Here is a 23362-nt window from a genome sequence, read left to right as displayed (position 1 = left end):
CCGTGGTTGAGGTTTCTTTACATCTTGACCACGGGTTCGTAGCCTGCGGGGATATGGTCAGAATCCACGATCTTTTTCCCAAACGGGAAGCACGTAACGGGGATGAGCTTGAGGTTTGCCCAGGCCATGGGGAGGCCAATAATTGTCACGGCGAGGCTCGCCGCTGTAGTTAGGTGCCCGACGGCAAGCCACAGTCCGGCGACGAAGAACCAGATCACGTTGGACACGCCACTTAGCGCACCGGACCCATTGACAGGTTGTACAAGAGTGCGACCAAACGGCCAGACGACGAAGCTCGCCATTCTAAACGATGCCACACCTGCGGGGATTGTGATGATGAAGATGCAGGCGAGGAGTCCAAAAAACACATAGGCGATGGCGAGCCAGAGTCCTGCGAAAAGAAACCAGATGATGTTCAGCAGCGTTTTCATGGTCCCCAGTGTAGCGAGCCATGCCCACGCACTGACGAACGTTTTGGTGCAAAACGTTCCGCCGCTTCTTTGCTATAGTGGCTAGCCACGTCATACACCAGATAGTGGATTGGATTTTATTTGATGCTTGATGCGATAACCACGTGGGTCACCTCACTTATGGAAACGCTGGGAGCACCTGGCGTGGGAATCGCCATCTTCCTGGAATCTGCCTTCCCACCGATCCCCAGCGAGCTTGTCCTCCCCCTGGCGGGCTTCACCGCCTCGCAGGGCTCCATGAGTCTCATCGCCGCCATGGTGTGGGCGACTGCGGGCTCTCTTCTGGGCGCTTACCTGCTGTATTTCGTCGGCCACGCCGTGGGTGCCGAACACCTCCGCAAGGTGGCGGACTGGATGTGGCTGACGGAGGCGGAGGATGTGGACAAGTCCATCGCCTTGTTTGACAAATATGGCTCGGCCTCGGTGTTCATCGGCCGGATGGTGCCGGGGATCCGCTCCCTCGTCTCCATTCCCGCCGGCATCGACCGCATGGGGCTAGTCACCTTCACCGCGTGGACTGTCCTTGGCTCCGCTATCTGGAACATTTTGCTCGTATACCTCGGATTTACGCTCGGGGAAAACTGGCACCGCGTGACGGAGTATATGGAGGAATTCTCCTTCATTGTGAAGATCATCCTCGTCGTCGCCGTCGTGGCGCTGACGGTGTGGCTCGTCCGCCGACAGAGCAAGAAGAAAAACACGCCGCCTGCGTCACAGTAGTGGCTGGCAGTGTGGGCACCACCAGATGACCCGTTCCAGCTCATCCGCGTCGCCCCCGCGATCAACTCCGCCAAGAAATCCCTTCTCAATAAGCGTCCCACAGCGCCTACACGGCTTGTTGTTGCGGCCAAATACGTAACTTGTCTCCCCCACCTTGCGTACCCCCGTGGATACGCGGATGGGGGAGTTTCTGTTTTCCCACATCAGGCGACGGGTCACCGCCAGAATGTCGTGAACTTTGTCGGGGCCGAGCGCCGCGACAGGCGTTGCAGGGTGGACACCGGCGATAAAGCAGATCTCCGCCCGGTATTCGTTTCCCACCCCGGCAAGGTTTTTCTGGTCAAGAAGCGCGGTTCCGATTGGCCTGTCCGGGCGGGCGAGGATCCTTCTGGCGGCCTCGTCTTCATCCCAGTTACCGAGTACGTCCGGGCCAAGATAGCCTACCCTGTGGGCATACTCCACGGTAGGGAAAACCCGCACCAGCCCCAACGAAAAGCCCACCACCTCGATGGGACGCGGGTGCGGGGCGCCCTCCAAACGCAAGACGACGCGGGCTGTAAAACCGGGCTTTGTCCACCTCTTCCCTGCTGGATGCACCGACCACGTCCCCTCCATCTTCAGGTGCGTGTGCAGGATTTTCTCGCCGAACTGCATGAACAAGTGCTTACCGTAGGGCCACACGTTATCGCACAGGCTGCCGTCGAAACGCTCCAGTGCGTAGGCGGGGACGCGCAGCTGCGAATAGAGGACTTCCCTTCCCCGCATGAACTGGAGCCGCGTGGCGAGCTGGTAGACGGAATCACCTTCTGGCACGTGGGTATCCTCCCCTTCTGCGCGTGCGCACAAGAGGCGCATCGTCGGTCTCGTCGCGATCGGGTGCCCGGCGCGCGGTGCCGACGCGACCGCCGATCCGGATACCTTTCGGGGTGATCCCCGCGCCCGCTATGCGGAAGGCCTCCACCAGTGACGAGGTGAGCGCCGTGTCGCCGTCAATCTTCTCCACGATAAACCGCGTACTGGACACGGACTCCAGCGCCTCCACGAGCCGCGCAACAAGCGTTTCCGGCGGCTCGGGAAGACCGTCAAAGAAGGTGGTGAGGACGCGACCGCCACGGGTGAGGTGAGCAATCAGAAGGCCGTCGACAAGCACAACGAGAGCACCCGCAGCCCGGGTGACATGCGCGCCTTCCGGCCACGGGAGGGCCGCGCCGTACGGGTTAGCGGGATCGGCGGCAGCAACCACGTACGTGAGGGGCTCCGTCGTGCCTGAAGGCCAGCCGGCGATATCGGGGGAATCAGCGTGACTGCGGATGCGGTCGATGACGGCGGGCGTAGAAAACTGTGCCGCACCCAAGCCCTCGACCACATAGCCGCGCATCGCCTTACCGGACTCCTCGAACCCACTGAGCACCTTATAGGCGAGGGCGAAGCCACCGAGGACATTCTCCGTCACCACACTGCCGCGGGTGACAACACCGTACCTATCCAGCCACGCCTCGCCATGGGCGACGGACCGGTTGGTGGGGTCGGTCTCCGCCGGTGGGGTCAGCGACCACCGCCCCTGCATATCAGGCGGCGTAGTCGGCTGATTAGCCTGGGCAAAGCTCGTCCGCCCCATCCGTAACCGGGAGCGCCGTGGCCGCCGCTTCGCCTTGTGGGCGGTACTCCCGGCGCGAGCCGACCCGTTGAGGCGGGCGCGCACAGGCTCGAACGTGTCGGGGGAAACGCGCCCCAGCTCCACAAGCCCCCACATCGCCTCGCGCAGCTCCTCGGCAGACACCGTGTGAGACAACCCCAGACCCAACTCCGAACCGGTGACCTCCGATAGAAGCTGCGGGAAGAAGAAACCGCCACCCCGAGACAAGACAGCAAGCACGGATTCTTGCACGGCAGACAGACTCGGCTCCTCCACAGCATCCGGCAGCAGCTGCGAGGCGTACTCCGTCGGGAGGAGCATGATCCACGGATCCTGCGCCCCAGCGGCACCGGCACCCACAATCATCACCTCACCATCTGCGGTCAACGAATCCAAAAAGGCCGGTTCATAGTAGCCCACACGTGACGGGAAGACGAGGGATTCCCACGCGGAAGCCGGGAGGCGTACCCCTGCCAGTTGCTCGATGACGGCGTAAACACCGTCTTCCCCGCGCAGCACGGGGGTCTTCCCCACCTCGGCAACCTGCTGCCACGGTGGCAGGAAACGGGCATATGCCGAGTGGCTCACCGGCTCCGCCTCCGCCCGCGCTGCGGCGAGGCTGCGCGTACGGATCTTTCGGAGAACCTCCGTCGCGCAGTATTCAAGGTCCTCGATCCCCTCACGGAAGTGCCCCTCGACCACTTTCTTCTCATGGACGAGAGTCCGCACCACACCGTGCACCACAGAGACACCCACTCCGAAGGCGGAGGCGACGTCCCGCACGGTAAACGGCCCACGCGACCGGGCGAACCGGCTGACAAGCTGCTCAAGCGCGTCGGGCACCTCGTCCCGTTTGGCGGTCACCCCGGCGGGGATCGGCACGCCCAGGCCGTCCCGGATCAGCGCCGCATCCTGTGACAGCGCGATATGTTCCCGGCCCCCGAACCGAATTTCCATCACGCGCCCACCCACCGTCTGGCGGATAAGCTGCAGAATCTGCTCGGCATCCCGACCGTCCCCGAACTCTACATAGGCTGGCACATTGTCCACGGGGATGGGGCCAACGAGGCGCAGTGTGTCCGTGAATTCGTCCGGAGTGCGCGCCCGCCTTCCCTCTGCTGTCCGCTGCAGCTCGTCGTGCACCTGCGCGATAATCTCCTGGCCGAGTAGCTCACGAAGCTCGACGGTGCCGAGGAGCTTGGCCAAAAGCGACGGATCCAAGGCGAGGGCAGCCGCCCGCTTCTCGGCCAGGGGCGTATCCCCCTCGTACATGAACCCGCCGGTGTAGTTGAACAACAGCGATGAGGCGAATGGACTCGGCTGATCTGTTGTCACCTCGGCAATGCGCACCGTACGCAGCCCGAGATCCTTATGTAGCTGTTTCAGTGCAGCAATGTCGTACACGTCCTGCATGCACTCGCGGACTGTCTCCAAGATGATGGGGAAGCTCGGGTACTTCCGGGCAACGTCGAGCAGCTGCTCAGCGCGCTGCCGCTGCTGCCACAGGGGTGCCCGCTTGCCGGGGTTGCGCCGTGGCAGCAAAAGAGCACGCGCGGCGCACTCACGAAACCGGGAGGCAAAGAGCGCTGAGTTGCCCACCCTTTCCGTAACGATCTGCTCGATCTCGTCGGCGTCGAATAAAAACAGCTCACTGCTCGGCTCCTCATCGCCCTCGGGCAGACGCAGAACAATGCCGTCGTCGCCGGCCACCGCTTGTGCATCCATCCCCGTCAGATCCGCCACCCGGGCACCGACGGCCAGCGCCCACGCCGCGTTGACACCACGCCCGTACGGCGAGTGCAGCACGATGCGCCAATCGCCAAGCTCGTCGCGGAAACGCTCAAGCACGAGTGTTTTCTCATCGGGGACGACACCGGTGGCTTCCTGCTGCTCATGCAGGAACGCCAACAGATTATCCTCTGCCCGCGCGTCCAGCCCCAGGCCTTCGACCCGCGCGCGGTCGCTGACAGCTTCTCGACGAAACTCCCCCACCGCCCGGCCGAGCTCCGCCGGCCGCCCTTCCTGCCCACCAGACCAAAACGGCAGGCGCCCGGTATGCCCCGGCGCGGGCGTAACAAGCACCTGGTCGCGGGTGATCTCCTCAATCCGCCAACTCGTCGCCCCAAGGGTAAACACGTCCCCTACTCGGGACTCGTAGACCATTTCCTCGTCTAATTCGCCCACGCGGCGAGGCGCTGATCCCTCGCCACCACCAACAAGGAACACGCCAAACATGCCCCGGTCGGGGATCGTGCCACCACTGATGACAGCAACGCGCTGCGCGCCGGGGCGGGCACTCAGCATGCCACTTACCCTGTCGTAAACCATCCGCGGTTTGAGGTCCGCGAAGTCCGTCGACGGGTAGGCACCGCTGGCGAGATCAATGACAGAGTCGAACACCTCCCGGTCAAGGCTTGTGTACGGGTAGGCCCGACGGACGACATCAAACCAGTCGTCGGCGGAAATGTCATTCTGTGATACGTGGGCAACCGTCTGCTGCAGGAGTACGTCCAGCGCATTTTGCGGCACGGTGAGCTCTTCAATGAGCCCAGCGCGCATGCGCTCCACGGTGACAGCGGTTTGCAAGAGGTCGGCGCGATGCTTGGGGTAAAAGGACCCCTGCGAGACGGCTCCCACGGCGTGGCCTGCGCGGCCGACGCGCTGCAGACCGGAGGCCACCGATGGTGGGGATTCCACCTGGATCACAAGGTCGACCGCACCCATGTCGATGCCGAGCTCTAGCGAGCTGGTTGAAACAACCGCCTTCAATTCGCCGGACTTGAGCATGTTCTCTGTTGCTGCGCGCTCGTCTTTGCTCACCGAGCCGTGGTGCGCGCGGGCAATGACCGGTGCTGCAGTTCCCACGATGTCCGTGTGCTTCATAAGCTGGGCGGGGTCACGTCGCCCACGGGCGTTGAGCGCCTCCGGGTCGTGCTCCTGTGTGTAGAGCTCGTTGAGCCGCGAGGTCACCCTCTCGGCCGTTCGCCGCGAGTTCACAAAGACGAGCGTGGAGTCATGGGACATCACTTCGGCGTAGAGGTCCTGCTCAATGAACGGCCAGATAGAGTTCGACGTGGGCAGCGCCGAGTCCTCCGCGAAAGGATGCGACTTCGTCGCATCCTGGTCAATCGTCGCATCCTGGTCAATCGCCGCATCCTGATCAATCGCCGCATCGTCAACGACGGAGATGAGGGGCGTAGGGGCGGGCTCGCCCGCCGGGCTGTGCGGAACCGGACCACGAGTAAACGGGGACTCCCCCTCCTCCACCGGGGTGGTGAGATCGAGGGGATCGTCGACAAGCGACGCACCGATAGTAGAGCCGACCTCAGGCGTCGGCAGATCGCTCATATCATCAACCGGGACGTGAACATCCAACTGCCACCGCTTCTCGGCCCCCGGGGCCACAATCGACACCGGCTCCTTACCACCGAGGAAGCTTGCCACCCGCTCCAGCGGACGCACCGTCGCAGACAGACCAATGCGCTTCACATGCTGCGGAGCAAGCTCCGCCAACCGTTCCAGCGACAACGCCAGGTGAACCCCACGCTTCGTCCCAGCCAACGCGTGAATCTCATCCACAATGACCGTATCCACACTGGTCAAAATATCCTTCGCCTTACTCGTCAACATGAGATACAGCGACTCCGGCGTCGTAATGAGAATGTCCGGAGGATTGCGCACCTGCCGCGAACGCTCCGACTGTGGCGTATCTCCACTGCGCAAACCCACCGTGATCTGCGGCGCAGGCTCCCCCAAACGCTGCGCCGTACGGGCGATGCCGAGCAGTGGCGCATGCAGATTCGCCTCCACATCCACGCCCAACGCCTTCAGTGGTGAAATGTACAACACACGCACGCCCGCGCCCTTGTCCTTTTTCGGCACCGAGCGCTCACCCGTGGCATCCAAAAGCAACTGCCCCGAAGGCACCACAAGCGCGTTGATCGCCCACAAAAAGGCCGCCAACGTCTTACCCGAACCGGTAGGGGCCACAACGAGGGCATTATTTCCGTCCGAAATCTCCCGCCACGCTTCCTCCTGGACGGCCGTCGGCGCTGCGAAAACGTCGGTGAACCACGTGGAAACCTGCGGGCGAAAACGTGAGAGAACGGAATCTGCCATGCCCTTAATCTAGTGGAGACCGTATTATGTAACCATGACTGCTCACTTGGACGACGCAACACTCACCCACCGCCTCGCCGTAGGCACCTCCGAAATCCTCAAAGGAATCCGCGGCGTGGGATTACTGCAAGCCCTCAACCTCGGCGATGCCGGCGACGACCTGGCCCAAAACTGGATCGCCCGCGTCCTCGCGCAGCACCGCCCCGACGACGGCTTCCTCTCCGAAGAGGCAGCCGACAACCCTGCCCGCCTGAACAAGAACCGCGTCTGGATCATCGACCCCCTCGATGGCACGAAGGAATTCGCCACCGGCCGCCAAGACTGGGCCGTCCACATCGCGCTCGTAGAAAACCACAAGCCCATCTATGCCGCCGTCGGCCTGCCTGACATCGGAGTCACCTTCTTCTCCGACGAAGCCCGCGCCGTCCTCGGCCCCAAGTCCGGCAAGATCATTGTCTCCCGCAACCGCGCCCCCAAGGTAGCTTCCTTTGTCGCCGAGCGCACCGGCTCAGAAATTACCGAATATGGCTCCGCCGGTGCCAAGGCCATGCGCGTGCTGCTCGGTGACGCCGATGCCTACATCCACGCCGGTGGCCAGTACGAATGGGACTCCGCCGCACCTGTCGGTGTCGCCCAGGCTGCAGGGCTCCACTGCTCCCGCCTCGACGGCTCCGAGCTGTCCTACAACAACAAGGACCCCTACCTCCCCGATGTCCTTATCTGTCGCCCTGACATGGCAGACGAGATCCTCGCCCTATGCGCCGAGTACAAGGAAGCAAACGGCAGCTACTAAATAATCCCCCGGTTGCCCGGACGGTACACTAGCTGCATGACCATCCCGACACCGTACGAAGACCTCCTCCGCGAAATCCTGGAGGAGGGGGCGCACAAAGACGACCGCACTGGGACAGGCACAACCAGCCTGTTTGGCAAACAGATGCGGTTCCACCTCGCCGAGGCGTTCCCGCTCATCACCACGAAGAAGGTGCACTGGAAGTCCGTCGTCGGTGAACTTTTGTGGTTCCTGCGCGGCGATTCCAACGTCGCCTGGCTGCACGAAAACGGGGTATCCATCTGGGACGAATGGGCCGACGAAAACGGGGAACTCGGCCCCATCTACGGCGTGCAGTGGCGCAGCTGGCCCACCCCCAACGGCCAACACATCGACCAAATCGCCGGGGCCCTCGAACTGCTCAAAAAGGATCCGGATTCACGCCGCAACATCGTCTCTGCCTGGAACGTCAGCGAGCTGGACAACATGGCGCTCCCGCCCTGCCACCTCCTTTTCCAACTCTATGTCGCTGACGGCAAACTCAGCTGCCAGCTCTACCAGCGCTCGTGCGACATGTTCCTTGGCGTTCCCTTCAACATCGCCTCCTACTCCCTCCTCACCCACATGTTCGCCCAACAGGCCGGCCTAGACGTGGGCGACTTCGTCTGGACAGGTGGCGACTGCCACATCTACGACAACCACCGCGAACAGGTGCGTGAGCAGCTCAGTCGCGAACCACGCCCCTACCCCCGCCTCGACCTCACCCGCGCACCGAGCATGTTCGACTACACCTTCGAGCACATCAACCTCGTGGGCTACGATCCGCACCCCACGATCAAGGCGCCGGTGGCTGTCTAATGAAGGCAATCTGGGCACAATCACGCGACGGGATCATCGGCGACGGCTCCACAATGCCGTGGCACCTGCCCGAGGATCTCCACCACTTCAAGAACACCACCATGGGTGAGGACATCCTCATGGGGCGCAAAACGTGGGAATCCATCGGCTCCAAGGCCCTCCCCGGCAGGACGAACCTCGTCCTGTCCACCCGCGAGCCGGGCGACTGGTCCGCCGGTGCCACCGTTGTCTCCTCTGTTCCGGCCGACTTCGACGGCTGGCTAATCGGCGGAGGCTCGCTCTACCAGTCCTTATACCCCCGGCTTTCCCGCATCGCCGTGACGCTTGTCGACGTCCTCCTCGACGGTCTCCTTGCAACCCCCGTCACCGTCCCCTCCGTCACATCGGATCCGGCGTTTTCGCACACGGTCGACGGCATCTGGCAGACCTCTGCCAAGGGGTCCTTCGCGCATACTGACGGCCCCGTGCACTACGCGTTCCACGAGTACACTCGTAAGGCATGAGTACCCAACACGCCACTATTTACATGACGGACTGGTGCCCCTACTGCGCCAAGCTCCTCAAAGCACTGGATCGAACCGAAACCCCATACACCACCATCAACGTGGAAGAAGACGACAAGGCAGCCGTGTTTGTGGAATCCGTCAACGACGGAAACCGAGTTGTCCCCACCGTCCACTACTCCGACGGAACAACAGAAACCAACCCGCCGGCAAGTGCTGTGCGAGCCAAACTCAAGGAACTTGAGGGCGAACAATAAAAAATACTCCCACCGTTCCAGTTCACAGTACGGTGGGAGTATTTTTATGCTCTCTCGCGGAGCAGGTAGATATCCATGATCCACCCGTGCTCCATGCGCAAGTTGGCCTTCAGCTCGGCGAGCTCATCGCCAATGTCTGTGACGTAACCGTGCCGAAGGACCTCATTTTCGGTGCCTAAGTAGGCGCCCCACCAGATGTAGGTGTTCTCGCCAACATTGGCCTGCCAGGCACTATGGCCGTCAAGCATGACGACTGTGTTGTCGGGCGGGGACGAGGCCGCCTCCAACTGCCGGCCGGTCGTGATGGTGATCGGCCCACCAATCTTGTTCAGGACGAGCCCGAAAGCGGCGGTCAACGCTTGAATCGACGTGATTCCGGGGATGACGTGGATATCTTTCTCACCCATCCGCTCGAGGATCCGCAGCGTGGAATCGTACAGGTTCGGGTCACCCCAGACGAGGAACGCAATTGTTCCGTCCGGCATCGCCGCCGCGAGCCTTTCTGCCCGCGCCTGGTGCCACCGCTCCACTTCCGCCTTGTAGTCCACCGGATTGCGGTCGCGTTCCGGGTCCTCGACGGTTATCAGAGGTGTGCCCGGGGCATACTTCTCTAGCAGGTACGTCCGCAGGCCAAGGAGGTCAGCTTTAGCATCGCCCTTATCCATTGCCATCACCGCGTCGGCGGATTTCATGGCATTGATAGCCTCAACGGTGAGGTGTTCGGGATTACCGGCCCCGATGCCGATGACAAGTATTTTGTGGTTAGTCATTCGCCGGGCCGAATAGCTGAAGCATCTCCTCCGGGGACAGCGTGGAGCTGTCCTTGGCAAAGGCCGCCGAGAAAATCGTCTGCAGGTACAGCTCACATGCGGCCGAGAGCTTCTTGGCATCGAACTTGTTCAGCAGCATGACGCGCTTACGCGTGCCATCCTCCTTGATGCGGTCAACAGCGAGGACCAGGACACCGTCCTTCTCCACCTGCTCGCAGATGAACTCGCGTCGGTTAACGTCAGTAAATGTAGGATTCAATTTCTCACTCATGGAAGTGCCATCCTTAGGGAAACTCGGTTATAGTTACACTCCAGCCTAGAGGTATCGGAGGGGAAAATCTCGTTTGTGGGGGCAATTTTTTTAAACCCCTCCCCGAATGTTGTACTCTATACAAGGTTTATCCCTGCCCCAGTAGCTCAGGGGATAGAGCACCGCTCTCCTAAAGCGGGTGTCGGAGGTTCGAATCCTCTCTGGGGCACCGTCATCGGCTCCACTTAGACGTCGGATTTGATAAGTACCCTTTTGCGTTAGCGAGTATCGCTTAGGGGGGTGTGAAAAATCGCTTGCGTTAGCGAGTGTATAGCGCGTTTGCCCTGACCTGCGGAAATGCTTTCCTCTCTTTCGACTGAGCGAGCGTTTGCGTTAGCAGGCGTTGATTTGGTCGAGGCGGACGCTATGGTCGGCGGCTTCGGTAACGAGTTCAGCGTCGTGGGTGATGACGATGACGACGGCACCGGTATCAGCGAGTTTGCGCATCACTTGTGAGATCGCGACGAGGTGCTTGTAGCCCACACCTGATGTCGGCTCGTCGAAGATGTAGACCTTCTTGTTCGCAGCAAGTGCTGTGACGATGACAAGGCGTTGGCGTTGCCCACCAGACAGTGCTTGCGGATGATCGGACTCGTGGTCGGTGAGGTCGAGTTCTTTAAGGATCGCGTGGGCGTCGATGTGTTGTTTTTCGACTCTGGTTGCCCCGAGCGTAACTTCGTCAATGACTGTGTCTGAGAATAGCTGCCGGGTGGGGTCTTGCATGACAAGGTATGCGTCCCGGCTGGTGAATTTTTGCCCATTGAGTGTGATGGATGCACCTTTGGCTTTTTCGAGTCCGCAGATGATGCGTGCCAGTGTTGATTTGCCTGACCCGCACGGGCCTAACAGTGCGGTGATTTTCCCTGCCGGGAAGAGCAGATGGCCGATGTTGAGAACCGTGTTTCCGTGGCGGTAGGCGAAGGTGAGGTTGTCAATCTCAAGCCCATCTCCTGCCGGTTCCGGAAGTTGTGGCATAGGCACAGTCACTAGGGATCGCAGCCCAAGCTGTTTACGCTCCTCATCTGGCATGACATAAAACTCCTCGCCGGTTGCGGTGAGGGCGATGTTGCCTTTGTCGAAGCAGTAGACACGGTCAGCAATCCCGGAAAGGAAACTTAGCCGGTGTTCAGCAATGATGATGGTGTGTCCGTCTGCTTTGAGCCTGGCGATGAGTGTGGCGAGTTGGTCGATAACGTCAGCGGACAAGTTCGCGGTCGGTTCGTCGAACACGATCAGCGACGTGTTGTTGCACATGGCGACGGCGCAGGCCACGCGTTGCATCTGCCCACCCGACAGTTGTGTGACGCGGGATTCCAACAGGTCGGCGATACCTAACTCGGCTGCAACCTCGTCAATGCGGGCACAAATCTCTTGAGGGTCGCGGCCGAGGTTTTCTGGGCCGAAGGCGAGTTCTTGGCGCACGTGGGTGGTGTAGAACTGGGTGCGCGGGTTTTGAAACACTGTCGAACAGTGGTGGGCAAGCTCTGATAGATCTACTCGTGCCACGTCAATGTCGTCGACTGTGACGCTTCCGGTGAGGTCGCCGTCGTGGAAGTGCGGGATGAGCCCGTTAAACAGCCGTAGCGCGGTGGTTTTCCCCGACCCTGACGCGCCACACAGCAAGGTGACGGTTCCAGGTGTGATGGTGATGGTTGCGTCATTGATTGAGGGGTGGTCTGCTCCCCGATAGGTGAAGGTGACCCCAGTTGCTTGGGCTGTTGTCATAGGGTGATTCTCCATATCGCGAAGCTGATAACGATGAGCAGAATGACCGCGTCGATCACACGGAATTTCACGACCGTGACTGAGGTGGGCTTTGCGGTTCCGCCCAGTCCGCGTACAAGGGCGGCCGATGCCAGTTCGTCTCCGCTGCGTACCACGGTCGATAGCAGCGGGATTGTGAAGTACTGGGCCGAACGCAGGGAAAGCGCGGACATGCCGCGTAGTTTCATGGCATCTGAGATCGCTTTAACTTCGTGGCCGATCACGGGCAGCACCCGTAACGCGACTGAGATCGGGATCGTGAAACAGGTCGGGATTCGTGAGCTGGCGAGTGCTTTTTGCAAGGTGGCAGGTCGGATCACGCCGATCGCGTAGGCTCCCATTCCTGCGCTGACACTGAATCGCCACATCCACTGTAAAAACAGCACGAGGAACGCGCTGGCCGTTGACTTCCACACCAGTGGTATCACGAAGACGAGTGTGCCGAGAGCCGCAAACGTGGCCAGATAGACGGCCACCCAGCTCGGGCGCACGAGCGTGTTGGGGTTGATCGTAGCGCTCGCCAGCATCACGGCGGCGAATCCGCCCAGAGCACACACGAACCACGGCGAGTAGGCACTGTAGATCGTGGTGGAGACGATGACGAGCGCTACGATAATCGTGCGCGGGTCGGGAAGTTTAGACAAGACCGGCCCGTTCAAAGTGTTTGCGCGCCACCCGGGTTCCCAACAGACCAGCAAGCCAGCCAACGATGAGCATCACGACGAAGAAGCCCAACAGAATCGGAATCGTGACAACCTGCGCCATCTTCGCCGCATACTCGGCACCCATTTGTTCGGCGATCTGCGACATATATGCGTCTTGGTTCATAAATAGCGGAATCCACGGGGAAACATAGATCGGCAGGATAAACAATGCATATGCCAGCGGGACGCGAACTTTCACGCTCTTCGGCCCCTTGGTGATCACCAAGTCAGCGAGCAGGCCGAACACAGCGGCGATCGCAATTCCTCCCACCCAGTGACCCGTTACGAAGAAGAGGGCTTCGATGAGGATCAGCATGATGGTCAATGCCCCCATCTTCGGAGTGCGGGCAGTAAACAGCGCGAACACGGTGCCGTTGACGAGAATGGAGAGTAAGAAACCGGCATACATGGCAGCCGGAATGAACCCGAGCATTCCGAATGCAAACACGATGACAAACATCAAAGCGGTGAAGACGCCGATATTGATGAAGTCGCGCGTGTTTAGGCGCGAGGACGTGGGTGTGGACATAGTTATTCCTTTCATGATTGTAAACAGTGCTGTGTTTTAGACGAGTTGCCATCCGGCGGCGTTGATGCGCTCTTGCCAGAAATCGCGGTATTGACCTGGCTGGTTGACCAGCTCGTCGTGGCACCCGCGCTGGGCGATACGCCCACTGTGGGAGAGCACAATGATTTGGTCAGCTTGGCGAATGGTTTCAAGTTTGTGGGCGATCACGATCAGTGTGGAGTGCTTGCGTAGCTCGTTCATCGCCGCAACAATGTTGGCTTCATTTTCCGCATCCAACGCGCTGGTGGCCTCGTCAAACAGCACGATCGGGGCCTTCTTCACCAAGGCGCGGGCGATAGAGACGCGTTGGCGTTCCCCACCTGACAGTGCGCGCCCGCCGGCACCCGCCAATGAATTCCAGCCGTCTGGGAGCCGGTTGACGATTTCGGTCACGCCCGACAGGTCAGCGGCCCACCTGATTTCTTCATCGGTAGCTTCGGGGTTGCCAAGGCGAATGTTGGCCTCGAGCGTGTCATTGAATAAATAGACGTCTTGGAAGACCAGGGATATCTGGCGCATCAAATCTTCGGTGGTCTGCTCGCGCACATCAACCCCGCCAACGCGTACGCTGCCGGACTGCACATCCCAGAAACGTGCAACCAACCTCGCGATTGTGGTTTTTCCGCAGCCGGAAGGGCCAACCAGGGCACACATGCCGCCTTGCGGGACATGGAAGGTAATATCACGGAGAACCGGGGTGTCCGGATCGTAGCCGAAGGCGACGTCCTCGAAACGAACATCACCAGGAGCACTCACCGGTGTGGAGACATCGGGTTCGGACAGTTCGGGAGCGTCCATGATCTTGTCGACGTGATTCATCTGCTGGCGGCGTTCTTCCAGCCCGGTCATGCAGCCACCGATGTCTTGGAGCATGGTGGTGAACCGCAGGCACATGCCGATGGTGACCACAGCGTTCAACGCATTCATCTGCCCGCCGAGGGCGAGTTGGGCGGTCAGCCAAATCATTACCACGACAAGGGCTTGGACGAACATTCCGTTTATCAGGTTCGCTAATGTTTCGATCCACAATGCTTTGCGGCTTTTGCGGTCAGCCTGTTTGAATGCCCGATCAAGGGCCGGGTAGTCGTCGGCGACGTGACAGGAGCGCAGCGCGCCTTGGCAGGTGGCGAATTCGACCATGCGAGCCGCCAACTCTGACTCGGCTGGTTCGGAAACCTGCTTACCTTTATCAAGAAGCACACGGGAAATATGAAGGAAGGCGAGCATGATCGGGAACGCGATCGTCAAGGTTAGACCCAGTCGCCAATCCCAGAACCACGTGCCCACAGTGACTACGAGCACGGCCGAGAGTTTTTGGACGAGGGCGAAAATGAAATGTGCCGCCGACTCGCCCAAGTTCATCATTTCCTGGGTGACCATGCGCGACAGCCGTCCAGAACTACCCGAATCAAACACTCCCAACGGTAGGCGGGCTACCTTGTTGCCGACCGCTTGGTGGACGTCGTGAATGAACCCGAGGGCCCCGATATAGCCGGTGCGCATGCCATAAAACTCCGTGCCCACGCCCAGCACCGCGATTACCGCCAAGGCGATGAGCCATCCCCAAAACGATAACCCCCACACCGGCATTCCGGTCGCTAGGGCACTTGCTGCGGGAAGCAGAGTCAGCAGGGCAAAGCCGTGACACAGTCCTGAGACCGCACCCCACGCTTGACCGACCGAGAGGTCTCGCCACGAGGCGGGTTCCATCAAACGCTTAAAGCGTGGCAGCAATAGTTGATTCATCGTGTCATCTCCTCGCATGCACCTTGGGCAAGAAGTGCCTGATAGTGCGCATTACCCAACAGCTCGTCGTGTTTACCGACCACAGCAATGCGCCCGCGTTCCATGACGACGATTTGCTCTGCCCCTCTGATCGAGGCCAGTCGGTGGGCGATCACAATCACGGTTCTGCCTTTGGCAAGAGTCGAGAGAGCTTGTTGGATTTTCGATTCCGATTCCGGGTCCGCCATCGCCGTCGCCTCGTCCAAGACCAACACTGGGGCATCAACCATGAGCGCCCGGGCGATCGCGATACGGGCTGCCTGCCCGCCCGAAACGTGGGTATCCTCACCCAACACAGTGTCGTAACCATCTGGCAGGCTCATGATGAACTCGTCGATCTGCGCCGCCCGCGCCGCCTGCCGCACCTGATCCAAGGTTGCGTCTGGCGCGCCAAGAGCGATGTTGTTTCGAATGGTGTCGCGAATAAGCTGTGCATCTTGCAGGACGAATGCGACCGTCGAATACAACACATCCTGGGAAATGCTCTTTAGATCAACCCCGCCGATGGTGATCGTGCCAGCATCCGGGTCATCGAAGCGGGCAATCAAACTCGCCAACGTCGACTTCCCCGCGCCCGAAGGCCCAACCAGCGCGGTCACCGTGCCTGCCGGAATTCTCAGGCTCACTTCGTCTAACGCTTGGGTCTCGTCATAGGCATACGACACACCCCGAATCTCGATATCATGACCGTGTGGTGTCTGCGGCGCATCGGGCTGACTCAACGCCGGTAGCTCCATGACGTTCACCAGCCGTACTGCCGCAGACCCTGCGAGCTGGTACGACCAGGCGATGGTTGCGACTGCCATCAACGCTCCCGGCAACACCAAGGCGATCAACGTCGTCGTTATCACCTCGTAGATGCTCACCCAACCGGCGTTCATCATCAACGCGCCACCGCCAAGGTTCACGATCAACAACACCGGGATCGACACCCACGAAAATGAGGCGACCGACATCGACACCAGCGGCATGCACCACGCCCGGTAGAACTTAGAAAACTCGTTAGCTGCATCTAAATAGGCTTTATGTGCTTGGCCGACCTTGCCGAACGCTTTCACCACTGAGATACCGGCAACGAACTCGGCCATCGTTGCCGAAACCTGAGCGAGCTTGGTGTCCATTTGTGCGGTCTTCTCATTCATCCCACGCATCGACATGCCATACATGCCCACATAGATCGGAATCGTCGCGATCGACAGCAGAGCGAGTCGCCAATCCACCACGAACGCATAGGCCAACAAGGCGAGCGGGGATACGATCGCGTTCAGTTTCTCAATCGGCCCGTGCGCGATCACTGTGTGCACCGTGGCCGTATCATCCTGAATCGTCTTGCGGATCTTCCCCTCACCCTCGCGGGTAAACCACGACAACGGAGCAGTCGACATGCGGGCGGCAATCTGGCGGCGCATCTGGTTACGCAACGACAGGTCAATAAAATGCGTCACGCCCAACGCAACAAAATACAAAGTCAACCGGGCCATGTAAGCAGAAACAAGGAGCATCACGATCCAGTTCACCCGCGCCGGGTCCACCCGGTCTTGCATCAGCGCAGCTCCCAGCTCCACCAAAGCCACATAGGGTGCGATAGCCAACACACCAGAGGCGAACGCTAAGACCTGCGCGACAAACAGCTTGCCTTTCACCGGCTGCGATAGCTGACGAATCGCGTTCTGGCCAGCGACAGATTTTTCCTTCGCCGACCCATACTCGCCTTCAACAACCTGATCAATTACACTATCGTCCACGCAAACACCATCCTTATTAGATAAGGGTAACCTTACTTTATTTCTGGGAGGTGTACCTAACCGTGCACGTCAACTGATATGAGCATCACCCTTTCAGGGCAATCCTCACCTGTTCACCGGTGCGGAACACGAACCGGATCCCGTCCTCGTCTACGATGGCGTGGTCGATGAGAGCGCTCCACTGTGAGGGGCGGAACTCGCTCACAGGTTCGCCCGTCAAATCGCCTAGGGCTGTGGTGATGGCGGCGTGCTTGGCGGTGTTCGCTGCGATATCTGCTTCCAGGCTTGTTTTACGTGCGAGCGTCTTACGGTAGATAGTATCGAGTTCGGTGTAGCGGGCTTGGTAGGCGTCCTGGTTGAGCGCACACCGCTGGTTTTCCGCAATCAGCGCCTCGATCTGCTCGGTCAGCTCCACGATTTTTGTTTGGCAGGCAGCGGCCTGTTCTTCCAAACGGCTCGTACCGAACATGTCGCCAAGCACCTGCGGTAGCTGGCTTTGCTGCGGACGGCGGGCGATCAGTTGATTGAGCGCTTGCACGAAAGAATCCTTGATCTGCTCGTCTTTCACCGTCGCGCTGCTGCAGGGATGTTCGTCTGTGTATTTGTGGTTGCATTGCCAGACTGTGTACTTGTATTTCGTGTTCGACGCCCACGTCTTACGCCCATACCACACCCCACACCGAGCACATTTGAGCCGGGTGGAGAACAAGCCGACTTTCGCTGACGATATGTTGCCATGCCTGGTGGCGAGCTCGTATTGCACTTGATCCCAGATGCGTGGAGCAATAATCGGCTCGTGGTTGCCTCTCTGGGGCACGAGTGACAAACGCTTCGCTGAAACTTCGGCGGAGCGTTTTTCGAGTCACCATTTGTGACAATTGTTGCTATTGTTGCAACCATGGATCGTCGCACCTTCATGAAAGCATCACTGCTTGCAGCCGCTGGCACTGTAGTCGCTGCTCAGCCGGCGGCAGCTCTCGGCCCTGTTTTAGGCACCGTCATCGACTATTCCGGGGGTGTCCCCTCGGCAGCAAGTGTCCGCGCCGCAGGACATCTCGGCGCTGTGCGCTATGTGTCTGAGCGCCGGCCAGGGGCTGACTGGATGGTTGGCAAACCGGTTTCTCGAGGGGAAACCGCCGACTTCGCAGCGCATGGGCTCGGGGTAGCCTCTGTCTACCAGTTTGGTCGCGCGCAAACTGCCGACTGGCTTGCCGGTGCCGCTGGTGCTGCGCAGCACGCACCTAAAGCCATCGCTTTGCACGCTGCTGCAGGTGGCCCCGCCGGTCGACCCGTGTACGTGGCCATTGATGATAACCCCACGTGGGACCAGTACGCCGGGCAGATCCGACCCTACCTGCAGGGATTCAAGAGGGCTCTCGAGTTAGCTGGACTTCGTCTCGGTGTGTACGGCAACTACAACGTCATCGAGTGGGCTGGCAACGACGGCCTCGGGGAATACTTCTGGATGCACGACTGGGGCTCCGGCGGTCGCATCCACCCCAGGACCACCATCCATCAGCCCGCCAAGCGCACGGCGCTTATCGACTGCGTGACCGTCGACGTCAACAACGTTTACTCCCGCGATTGGGGCCAGTGGAACGCTTCTACGTCTGCTCCCCTCATCCCCGGCCTCGACACTGCGCTTTCCTCGAGATTCATCAACATGGATGCTCCCATCACCATCCCTGGTATCTCACTACCTTTCCCGCTGCCCACGCCACGGGAGATTCTGCAGACAGGAACTGCCCTTTCCAGCTAGCGACGGTGGCCTACCCTGCTTTGTTCTGCGGGGTCTACCCCGCCGTGGTCTGCTGGGGTCTACCCCGCCGTGGTCTGCTAGGGTCTACCCCGCCTTATGAGGCCAGACCAGGGTCGGCGGACCAACGAATACACAACCAACCCCATGCGTCCGAGGGTATATACCCCACCAGGGCTCTTTTTAGGCGTGGGTGGTAAGCCAAGCAAAACGTGTGTCTGAAGGAAAGCTAGATCTTGTGAACACCCCATGAGCTGGGGTGACATTGACATACGCACCCACTCGGGCGAGTTGAGCGGCACAACGTGTGCCCACGGCGGTACGACACTCCCCCACCACGAGCGCCACAAAACAGAAAAAGCACCCTCCCTGGGCGAAGGGTGCTTAAAAGGTGTGGGGTTAAGCGTGCTTGAAAGGTGTGGGGTTAAGCGTGCTTGAAAGGTGTGGGGTTAAGCGTGCTTGAAAGGTGTGGGGTTAAGCGTGCTTGAAAGGTGTGGGCTTAAGCGTGCTTTTCTTCGACGCGCTTGATGGCCTCTTCGGCAACGAGATCCTGGATGCCCATGTGAAGCTCAGAGGTGAAGCCGACACAGGAGCAGTTGATCTCGCCGAGAACGTAGGTGTCGCCACCGTCTTCGGCATCCGCGAGCATAAAGTCTGCAGTCCAAATCAGCGGGATGTTGTCGCCGCCGAGCTTCTCGGCGATAACGGGGCGGGCCTCAGCGAACATGTCAATGAGCTCCTGCCAGTTCTCGGGCTTGTCGTAGGTGTACTTTGCACCAGAGAACAGGGTTGCGGAGAAGTTGTCGCCACCCTCGGCAGGCTTCTTGTGAACGACGAAGACGGGGTGCGGACCGACGAGCAGGATGCGGATCTCGCCCTCGACGATTCGTGGCATAAAGCGCATGTCGACGAGCATGCCGTTATCGCCCTCAATGTACTGGTCGCAGAAGTCCATAAAATCCCCGAGCTCACGCTCTTCGGTGTGGTTGTCCACGGCCTCGGTGCACTTGATTTTGGTGTCGAGGGGAAGGGCCGTGCCGGGCTCGACGGTCTCAGCAAGGTTCTTGTCTGCAAGCTGCACGCGCCAGATACCGGAACCTGTGGAGCCACGGTTCTGCTTGAGAACGCGCTCACCGTACGACAGGGTGGTCGGGAACGTCTTATGGAAATCCTCCACCTCGTAGTAGGCGGCGGTATCGGAAGGCACAAGGTCCGTGTCGTTGAGCTTAACCAGGGCATCCTTTGCACCATATGCCATCATCTCGGCAGGAGTAGACATGCCGACAAGGCCCGCCTCGGAAAGCTTCGAAAGCAGGTCGAAGTAGCCCTTCTCGCCACCGGGAATGTTGCCCGGGTTGACGCGGGAGATGTATGCGTCGAACTCGGAGGAAACGCGGTCAAAGATCTCGTCGGCTTTGTCCGGGTGGAAGTAGATAACCTCAGCGTCCCAACCTTTGTCCTTAATGGAGTTGACGATGGGCATCGTGTCCTTGCGGTGCCCGTCATCGCCCTTGTCGCTGCCACCTTCAACTTCGAATACAACAATTGCCTTGTGCATGGTTCTCCTTGATATGGGTGTAATGAGTGACCTGTTTAATTATTCCATTACAAGCACCACACCGCTTGGCAATTACCCCCGCGATTTCTTGGGCTCAGTCTTGATTTGTTCGTCGGTTTTCAGCTCTCCCAGTTTTGTCCCCTCCTCGAGATGTCCACTGTCTTTCTCCTTCTGCGCAGCGGTGCGAACATCCGACGGTGGCACGGCGACGCGGATCCACGCGTAGTTGGGTTCGGGAGTGCCAGAATCTTCAGCCAACGGGTTGTACCGCTCCAGCGTCGAAGCGAGCATCGGGAACAACAAGACGGTGGCGGCACCGCCACACACGAGCAAGTTAGCTGCGTCGCTGGTGATGAGCTCACGGGTCTGAGCGATATCTGTGACGGCGACGATGATCGGAAGCGCTGTGGCACCGTAGAGGCCTAGCTGCAATCGTTCGTTTACATTCTCGATCCCAGAGTGGGTGGGCAGGAGCTGCTCCGAGAGGAAGATCGGCAGGCCACGGGCAATAAAAATGACGATGACAATGGCCGCAAACATCCAAGGGTGATTGAAGATGACCATGGGGTCGATACTCATCCCGGAGGTGACAAAGAAGATGGGGATGAGGAACCCGTAGCCCACGGCATCGAGGCGCGCGTTCATTGTCGCTTGGAATTTCTTCGGGACCAGTGCTTTGAGGATGATACCCGCAGCGAACGCACCGAGAACGATGTCTAGTTCGAAGACGGCGGCCAGTGCCATCAGGGCGGTAAGCAAAACCATCACTGACCTCAAGACTGTCTGGGATGTCTGCGAATGGCCGTCGAGAAGCGCTCGTTCCACCCAGGGCATGAGGGCGCGAACCGTGCGCGGAACGAACGCGATGATGATCGCACCGACGAAAAACAATACGAGGATCGTGAGCGTCAACCACGTCGCACGGGTGGAAAGCAAGAGGGCCATTGCGAGGATCGGGCCGAGCTCGCCCACCGCGCCGTGCTGCATGACGGCGCGACCGACGGGACGATGATCGATGCCGTTGTCTTTTGTGATCGGCAGGAGTGTGCCCATCGCCGTGGATGACACCGCGATGGCCAAGACGATAGCCTGCAACACATCGGCGCGGTCGAAGATAAGCCAGGCGGCGAGAAACGCAACGGTGATGGATGCTGCCCAGGTCCCGATGGCGACGCGTCCCGACCGGCCTCGCATAGCTTGCATGTCGATCTCCCAGCCGGCGAGGAGGAACAGCATGCCGAGCCCCAATTCGCGCAGAAGGCTGACAGCACCCTCGGCTTCAGCAAGCCCAAGAACATGGGGCCCGATAAACACGCCAAGCACAAGCATGAACACCACGCCGGGGACACGCTTGCCGGTGGCAAAACTCAGCAGAGGGCTAAGGAGTCCTGCGATCATGATCCACATTACTGACAGGATTTCGCTGGTGATGACGCTATGATCCACGAGGCACCGCCCTTTCCACATTGGGAGGGTGCGCGTATGGGGCACACCCGCGTTGAAGTAGTGGAAGTTTACCAGGGTGCGCGGGCTGCTGCCCAAGCCGCGTCGAAAAGCTGTTGGTGTTCAGGCGATAGTTTATGTGTGTAGCCGCCGTCGTTGAGCACCGCCTTGAGTTGGGCAATTCCCCTTGGGGGGAAGGAGGCGATGCGCGCGCACAGCTCGCGGGCGGTGTCGCAGTCACCGAGGTTGTGAGCGAGGCCTATGTCCATCGCGCGCTGGGCGGACACGCGCTGGCTGGCGAGCAGAATGGCGCGGGCGTGGCCCAACCCGACGATGTCGGCGAGCCGACGGATGGACCAATTGTCGAGGGCGAAACCGAGGCGCGCCGGTGGGAGTTCGCACCAAGCATCGGGTGCCATGATGACAATATCGCTGGCGAGGAGGAGCTCCATACCTGCACCAACGGCCGGGCCGTGCGCATAGGCGACGACGGGCCGGGAGTTGCTCACGAGCGCATCCAGCATGGAGAACAAGCCCGCGTGGAATTCCTCGGAGGCGGCGGCAACGCGCAGATCCGCACCCCCGCAAAAAGCCGGCCCCTCGCCGCGCAGCAAGATCACGCGCACATCAGCGGGAAGCGCGCCGACGAACTCCGCGATGGCAGTAACCATCTCCGTCGTCAGCGCGTTCCTTTTCGCCGGACGGTCCAAGCAAATATCCGCAAGGGGGCCGTCGATCGTCAGCGATAGGTTCTCCTTCACCGGCTAGCTTTCCAGCTCAGGCCACTCGCGCGGGTCATTGTAGGAGCGTCCTCCGTCCGCATCGAGTGCGGTGATAGCCTCGATCTGGGCATCAGTGAGGGCCACGTCCAGCGCAGCAAAATTCTCCTCAATGCGGGCCTTCGTACCCGATTTGGGGATGACGATGTTGCCCAACGCCAGGTGCCACGCAATAACAACCTGCGCCGGTGTCGCACCTACTTCCTCGGCGACACGCGTGACGGCCTGCTCGTTGAGGCTATCGCCGCGCCCCAGCGGAGACCATGCCTCCGTGAGGATCTCGTGTTCGTCGTGGTAGGCGCGCAACGAAGCCTGGGAGAAGCCAGGGTGCAGCTCCACCTGGTTCATGACGGGCACGACACCCGTCTTTTCAAGCAGCTCGTCGAGCGTTTCCTCGTAGAAGTTGGCTACGCCAATGCTACGCACTCGCCCAACGCCCTGGATGCGGATGAGATCTTCCCACGCCCTGACATATGCGTTCTGTGCGGGGAACGGCCAGTGGATGAGGTAGGCATCCACATAATCAAGCCCCAAACGAGTAAGGGATGCCTCGAAGGCCTCCGGCGCCTTGTCGTGGTCGTCGTTCCACAGCTTGGTGGTGATAAACAGGTCCTCGCGCTCGACATCCCCTGCTGCGATGGCATCGGCTACGGCGCGTCCAACGGGTTCCTCGTTGTCATAAATCCTGGCGGTGTCTATGTGCCGGTAACCGGTGTCGATGGCCGTGCGTACTGCGGTGTAGCAGTCATCGCCGCGGAGTTTCCATGTGCCAAATCCGAGCTGCGGGATGGTGTTTCCGTCATTGAAGGTCACGTACTGAGAGGGGTTAGTCATACCCCCATTCA

The 23362-nt window shown here is 60.1% G+C and carries 21 protein-coding genes and 1 tRNA gene; 7 read left to right on the top strand and 15 right to left on the bottom strand.

Annotation, left to right across the window (positions count from 1 at the left end; genetic code table 11):
* Positions 1–17 precede the first annotated feature (17 nt).
* On the bottom strand, positions 18–431 hold the full coding sequence (locus CGLUCO_RS04090; protein WP_005391733.1) for a YccF domain-containing protein: 414 nt from the start codon (positions 429–431) through the stop codon (positions 18–20).
* A 123-nt stretch (positions 432–554) separates the two neighbouring features.
* On the opposite strand from CGLUCO_RS04090, the gene CGLUCO_RS04085 reads away from it, so the two are divergent.
* A complete protein-coding gene (locus CGLUCO_RS04085) occupies positions 555–1190 on the top strand; it encodes a DedA family protein (protein WP_084035928.1) in 636 nt (211 codons plus the stop codon).
* Here the strand turns inward: CGLUCO_RS04085 and CGLUCO_RS04080 are convergent.
* Together CGLUCO_RS04080 and CGLUCO_RS04075 are read right to left on the bottom strand one after the other, a co-directional pair.
* Positions 1182–2003: a DNA-formamidopyrimidine glycosylase family protein gene (locus CGLUCO_RS04080; protein ID WP_232621874.1), complete on the bottom strand. Its 822-nt coding sequence runs from the start codon at positions 2001–2003 to the stop codon at positions 1182–1184. The genes CGLUCO_RS04085 and CGLUCO_RS04080 overlap by 9 nt on opposite strands.
* On the bottom strand, positions 1990–6945 hold the full coding sequence (locus tag CGLUCO_RS04075) for an Lhr family ATP-dependent helicase (protein WP_005395777.1): 4956 nt from the start codon (positions 6943–6945) through the stop codon (positions 1990–1992). Before CGLUCO_RS04075 ends, CGLUCO_RS04080 begins: the two co-directional genes overlap by 14 nt.
* A 34-nt stretch (positions 6946–6979) precedes the next feature.
* Between CGLUCO_RS04075 and CGLUCO_RS04070 the strand changes: the two genes are divergently transcribed.
* Genes CGLUCO_RS04070 through CGLUCO_RS04055 form a run of 4 tightly spaced genes read left to right on the top strand, consistent with a single transcriptional unit; the run spans position 6980 to position 9335 of the window.
* Positions 6980–7738, top strand: a complete 759-nt coding sequence (locus tag CGLUCO_RS04070) for a 3'(2'),5'-bisphosphate nucleotidase CysQ (RefSeq protein WP_005395775.1) — start codon at positions 6980–6982, stop codon at positions 7736–7738.
* Positions 7739–7774: 36 nt separating this feature from the next.
* On the top strand, positions 7775–8575 hold the full coding sequence (locus CGLUCO_RS04065; protein WP_005391726.1) for a thymidylate synthase: 801 nt from the start codon (positions 7775–7777) through the stop codon (positions 8573–8575).
* Positions 8575–9078 carry a dihydrofolate reductase gene (locus CGLUCO_RS04060; RefSeq protein WP_005395774.1) on the top strand — a complete coding sequence of 168 codons (504 nt, stop codon included), beginning with the start codon at positions 8575–8577 and terminating at the stop codon, positions 9076–9078. Before CGLUCO_RS04065 ends, CGLUCO_RS04060 begins: the two co-directional genes overlap by 1 nt.
* Entirely contained in the window at positions 9075–9335 is a 261-nt protein-coding gene (locus CGLUCO_RS04055; protein WP_005395773.1) for a mycoredoxin, read from the top strand. Before CGLUCO_RS04060 ends, CGLUCO_RS04055 begins: the two co-directional genes overlap by 4 nt.
* A 44-nt stretch (positions 9336–9379) precedes the next feature.
* Here CGLUCO_RS04055 and cobF read toward each other — a convergent pair whose 3' ends face one another.
* Together cobF and CGLUCO_RS04045 are read right to left on the bottom strand one after the other, a co-directional pair.
* Positions 9380–10105 carry a precorrin-6A synthase (deacetylating) gene (gene cobF / locus CGLUCO_RS04050; RefSeq protein WP_005391707.1) on the bottom strand — a complete coding sequence of 242 codons (726 nt, stop codon included), beginning with the start codon at positions 10103–10105 and terminating at the stop codon, positions 9380–9382.
* Positions 10098–10376, bottom strand: coding sequence for a cg0963 family protein (locus tag CGLUCO_RS04045; protein ID WP_005391706.1), 279 nt, complete (start codon positions 10374–10376; stop codon positions 10098–10100). Before CGLUCO_RS04045 ends, cobF begins: the two co-directional genes overlap by 8 nt.
* Positions 10377–10511: 135 nt before the next feature.
* On the opposite strand from CGLUCO_RS04045, the gene CGLUCO_RS04040 reads away from it, so the two are divergent.
* Positions 10512–10584, top strand: a tRNA-Arg gene (locus CGLUCO_RS04040).
* Between the two features lie 164 nt (positions 10585–10748).
* Here the strand turns inward: CGLUCO_RS04040 and CGLUCO_RS04035 are convergent.
* From CGLUCO_RS04035 to CGLUCO_RS04010, 6 genes are all read right to left on the bottom strand, one after another.
* Entirely contained in the window at positions 10749–12140 is a 1392-nt protein-coding gene (locus CGLUCO_RS04035) for an ABC transporter ATP-binding protein (RefSeq protein WP_005395772.1), read from the bottom strand.
* Entirely contained in the window at positions 12137–12823 is a 687-nt protein-coding gene (locus tag CGLUCO_RS04030; RefSeq protein ID WP_005395771.1) for an energy-coupling factor transporter transmembrane component T family protein, read from the bottom strand. Before CGLUCO_RS04030 ends, CGLUCO_RS04035 begins: the two co-directional genes overlap by 4 nt.
* A complete protein-coding gene (locus CGLUCO_RS04025; protein ID WP_034989546.1) occupies positions 12816–13412 on the bottom strand; it encodes an MptD family putative ECF transporter S component in 597 nt (198 codons plus the stop codon). The genes CGLUCO_RS04030 and CGLUCO_RS04025 overlap by 8 nt, the downstream gene beginning before the upstream one ends.
* A gap of 36 nt (positions 13413–13448) precedes the next feature.
* Positions 13449–15197 (bottom strand): ABC transporter ATP-binding protein, encoded by a 1749-nt coding sequence (locus CGLUCO_RS04020; protein WP_005395767.1) that lies wholly within the window; start codon positions 15195–15197, stop codon positions 13449–13451.
* Entirely contained in the window at positions 15194–16981 is a 1788-nt protein-coding gene (locus CGLUCO_RS04015; RefSeq protein ID WP_005395765.1) for an ABC transporter ATP-binding protein, read from the bottom strand. Before CGLUCO_RS04015 ends, CGLUCO_RS04020 begins: the two co-directional genes overlap by 4 nt.
* A gap of 85 nt (positions 16982–17066) precedes the next feature.
* On the bottom strand, positions 17067–17744 hold the full coding sequence (locus tag CGLUCO_RS04010; RefSeq protein ID WP_141759675.1) for a recombinase zinc ribbon domain-containing protein: 678 nt from the start codon (positions 17742–17744) through the stop codon (positions 17067–17069).
* 135 nt (positions 17745–17879) lie between these two features.
* Here CGLUCO_RS04010 and CGLUCO_RS04000 point away from each other — a divergent pair, with 135 nt between their 5' ends.
* A complete protein-coding gene (locus CGLUCO_RS04000) occupies positions 17880–18740 on the top strand; it encodes a DUF1906 domain-containing protein (RefSeq protein ID WP_232622038.1) in 861 nt (286 codons plus the stop codon).
* 496 nt (positions 18741–19236) lie between these two features.
* Here the strand turns inward: CGLUCO_RS04000 and CGLUCO_RS03995 are convergent, their stop codons facing one another.
* The 4 genes from CGLUCO_RS03995 to CGLUCO_RS03980 all read right to left on the bottom strand — a co-directional run bounded on the left by CGLUCO_RS03995 (position 19237) and on the right by CGLUCO_RS03980 (position 23351).
* Complete coding sequence (locus tag CGLUCO_RS03995) at positions 19237–20295, bottom strand: Cj0069 family protein (protein WP_084035930.1); 1059 nt, start codon at positions 20293–20295, stop codon at positions 19237–19239.
* A gap of 72 nt (positions 20296–20367) precedes the next feature.
* Positions 20368–21762 (bottom strand): cation:proton antiporter, encoded by a 1395-nt coding sequence (locus CGLUCO_RS03990; RefSeq protein ID WP_084035948.1) that lies wholly within the window; start codon positions 21760–21762, stop codon positions 20368–20370.
* A gap of 47 nt (positions 21763–21809) precedes the next feature.
* A complete protein-coding gene (locus CGLUCO_RS03985; RefSeq protein ID WP_084035932.1) occupies positions 21810–22499 on the bottom strand; it encodes an enoyl-CoA hydratase-related protein in 690 nt (229 codons plus the stop codon).
* 3 nt (positions 22500–22502) lie between these two features.
* Positions 22503–23351, bottom strand: a complete 849-nt coding sequence (locus CGLUCO_RS03980; RefSeq protein ID WP_005395754.1) for an aldo/keto reductase — start codon at positions 23349–23351, stop codon at positions 22503–22505.
* Positions 23352–23362: the final 11 nt, after the last annotated feature.

Origin of the sequence: Corynebacterium glucuronolyticum DSM 44120 (assembly GCF_030440595.1) — a bacterium.
Classification (GTDB): domain Bacteria; phylum Actinomycetota; class Actinomycetes; order Mycobacteriales; family Mycobacteriaceae; genus Corynebacterium; species Corynebacterium glucuronolyticum.
The sequence above is the reverse complement of the archived record's forward strand: the minus strand, read 5'-3'. Positions and strand labels throughout refer to the sequence as shown.

Bases quoted from the DNA above. Each gene is read 5' to 3' on its own strand.
- CGLUCO_RS04085 (WP_084035928.1), top strand. From the start codon at position 555: ATGCTTGATGCGATAACCACGTGGGTCACCTCACTTATGGAAACGCTG.
- CGLUCO_RS03995 (WP_084035930.1), bottom strand. From the start codon at position 20,295: ATGCACAAGGCAATTGTTGTATTCGAAGTTGAAGGTGGCAGCGACAAG.
- CGLUCO_RS04025 (WP_034989546.1), bottom strand. From the start codon at position 13,412: ATGTCCACACCCACGTCCTCGCGCCTAAACACGCGCGACTTCATCAAT.
- cobF (WP_005391707.1), bottom strand. From the start codon at position 10,105: ATGACTAACCACAAAATACTTGTCATCGGCATCGGGGCCGGTAATCCC.
- CGLUCO_RS04045 (WP_005391706.1), bottom strand. From the start codon at position 10,376: ATGAGTGAGAAATTGAATCCTACATTTACTGACGTTAACCGACGCGAG.
- CGLUCO_RS04035 (WP_005395772.1), bottom strand. From the start codon at position 12,140: ATGACAACAGCCCAAGCAACTGGGGTCACCTTCACCTATCGGGGAGCA.
- CGLUCO_RS03990 (WP_084035948.1), bottom strand. From the start codon at position 21,762: ATGTGGAAAGGGCGGTGCCTCGTGGATCATAGCGTCATCACCAGCGAA.
- CGLUCO_RS04060 (WP_005395774.1), top strand. From the start codon at position 8,575: ATGAAGGCAATCTGGGCACAATCACGCGACGGGATCATCGGCGACGGC.
- CGLUCO_RS04055 (WP_005395773.1), top strand. From the start codon at position 9,075: ATGAGTACCCAACACGCCACTATTTACATGACGGACTGGTGCCCCTAC.
- CGLUCO_RS04070 (WP_005395775.1), top strand. From the start codon at position 6,980: ATGACTGCTCACTTGGACGACGCAACACTCACCCACCGCCTCGCCGTA.
- CGLUCO_RS03980 (WP_005395754.1), bottom strand. From the start codon at position 23,351: ATGACTAACCCCTCTCAGTACGTGACCTTCAATGACGGAAACACCATC.
- CGLUCO_RS04090 (WP_005391733.1), bottom strand. From the start codon at position 431: ATGAAAACGCTGCTGAACATCATCTGGTTTCTTTTCGCAGGACTCTGG.
- CGLUCO_RS04000 (WP_232622038.1), top strand. From the start codon at position 17,880: ATGGATCGTCGCACCTTCATGAAAGCATCACTGCTTGCAGCCGCTGGC.
- CGLUCO_RS04020 (WP_005395767.1), bottom strand. From the start codon at position 15,197: ATGAATCAACTATTGCTGCCACGCTTTAAGCGTTTGATGGAACCCGCC.
- CGLUCO_RS04075 (WP_005395777.1), bottom strand. From the start codon at position 6,945: ATGGCAGATTCCGTTCTCTCACGTTTTCGCCCGCAGGTTTCCACGTGG.
- CGLUCO_RS04065 (WP_005391726.1), top strand. From the start codon at position 7,775: ATGACCATCCCGACACCGTACGAAGACCTCCTCCGCGAAATCCTGGAG.